Here is a 1,447-nt window from a genome sequence, read left to right as displayed (position 1 = left end):
GGGGTGCTTGAGCACCCCTGCGGCCCTCGGTCTTTACTGCTCGGAGGCCAGCAGGGTCTCGGCCTCGGTGAAGAAGAGATCGGCGGCTTCGGCGCCGGTCATCTCCGCGTACTGGACCTGCTGGTAGATCTCGCCGAACTTGACCTCGATGGCGCCGGTCGCCGCGGGCGGCGCGGGCGGCGGGGTGGTCAGGTACTGGGAGACGCTGGCCTCGTAGTCGAGGACGGCCTGCGCGTACTCGTCGAGCTCGACGTTCTCCAGGCCGGTGTTGGTGGCCGGGATGCCGCGGTTGGTGCCCAGGATCGCGATCGCCTCGGGGTCGCCGAGGAAGAAGTCGATGAACTTGGCGGCGGCCTCGGGCTGCTCGGTCGCGGCGGAGATCACCAGCTGCATCGAGGGCTTGAGGTAGAGGCCGAGGTTGGCCGGGTCGAGGCTCGGCGGGGCCGCGAGGGCGAGGGTGCCGCCGTTCTCGGCCACGGTCGGGGCGAAGCCGGGCATGAAGTTGTCCCAGCCGATCTCGGAGCCGAGCACGTCCTGGACGAGGCCGTCCTCGGTCCATTCGATGGTGGTCTCGACCGGCGGGACGAGGCCGTCGGCGTAGAGGTCGGCGGAGGTGCCCCAGAACTCGACGAGCTGCTCCTGGGTGAAGTTGAGGGCCTTGCCGTCCTCGGTGTAGAAGCTGCCGCCCTGCTGGCGCAGCCACAGCTCCATGAAGTGGTACTGCCCGGCCCAGTCGCCGCCGCCCCACTTGCCCTCGCCGAGGGCGGGGGTGAGGGTGGAGATGGCCGACTTGTAGTCGTCCCAGCTGTAGCCGGCGACGGGGGTGGGGACGCCGTTGGCCTCGAACCAGTCGGCGCGGTAGAGCAGACCGAGGGTGTTGCCCGCGGCCGGGACGGCCACGAGCGTGCCGTCGAGCTTGGCGGTCTCCAGGAAGCCCTCGCGGAAGTCGTCGGTCTTGACGACGCCTTCGAGCGGCAGGAGCATGCCCGAGCCGCCGAACTGGCGCAGGCGGGAGTAGTCCATCTGGAAGACGTCGGGGAGGTCGCGCGAGGCCATGCGGCCGCTCAGGCCCTCCCAGTAGGTCGGGAAGTCGGCGAAGTTGGCCTTGACCTTGATGCCCTCGTTCTTGGATTCGAACAGGGCGATCACGTCGTTGGTGAGGCCGGCGCGGGTCTCGTCGCCCCACCATTCGAAGCTGATCTCGATCGGGTCGTCGGCGGTGCCGGCGGGCCCGTCGTCGTCGCCGCAGGCCGCGGCGGCGGCGAGCACGGCCGCCGCGGAGGCGCCCGTGAGGAGGGATCGGCGCCGGAGGCGGTAAGGGTGGCTGATCATCGTTGATTGCTCCTTCTTCTTATACGAGGGGTCCCGCCGTGGCGGGCCTTGAGGGATCTACAGGTCGGTTCCCGGCAGTCGTCGGGAGGCTTGGGTCCAAGGGGCTTGGGAGCCT

At 69.7% G+C, this 1,447-nt stretch carries 1 protein-coding gene; it reads right to left on the bottom strand.

From position 1 onward, the window contains the following. Positions 1-33: 33 nt before the first annotated feature. Complete coding sequence (locus DI269_RS01485) at positions 34-1,332, bottom strand: ABC transporter substrate-binding protein (RefSeq protein WP_112133381.1); 1,299 nt, start codon at positions 1,330-1,332, stop codon at positions 34-36. Positions 1,333-1,447 lie beyond the last annotated feature (115 nt).

The organism is Glycomyces dulcitolivorans, from assembly GCF_003265355.1.
GTDB lineage: Bacteria > Actinomycetota > Actinomycetes > Mycobacteriales > Micromonosporaceae > Glycomyces > Glycomyces dulcitolivorans.
This window is presented reverse-complemented; position numbering and strand designations above follow the sequence as displayed.

Excerpts from the sequence above, each read along its gene's own strand:
- DI269_RS01485 (WP_112133381.1), bottom strand. The coding sequence starts at position 1,332 with ATGATCAGCCACCCTTACCGCCTCCGGCGCCGATCCCTCCTCACGGGC.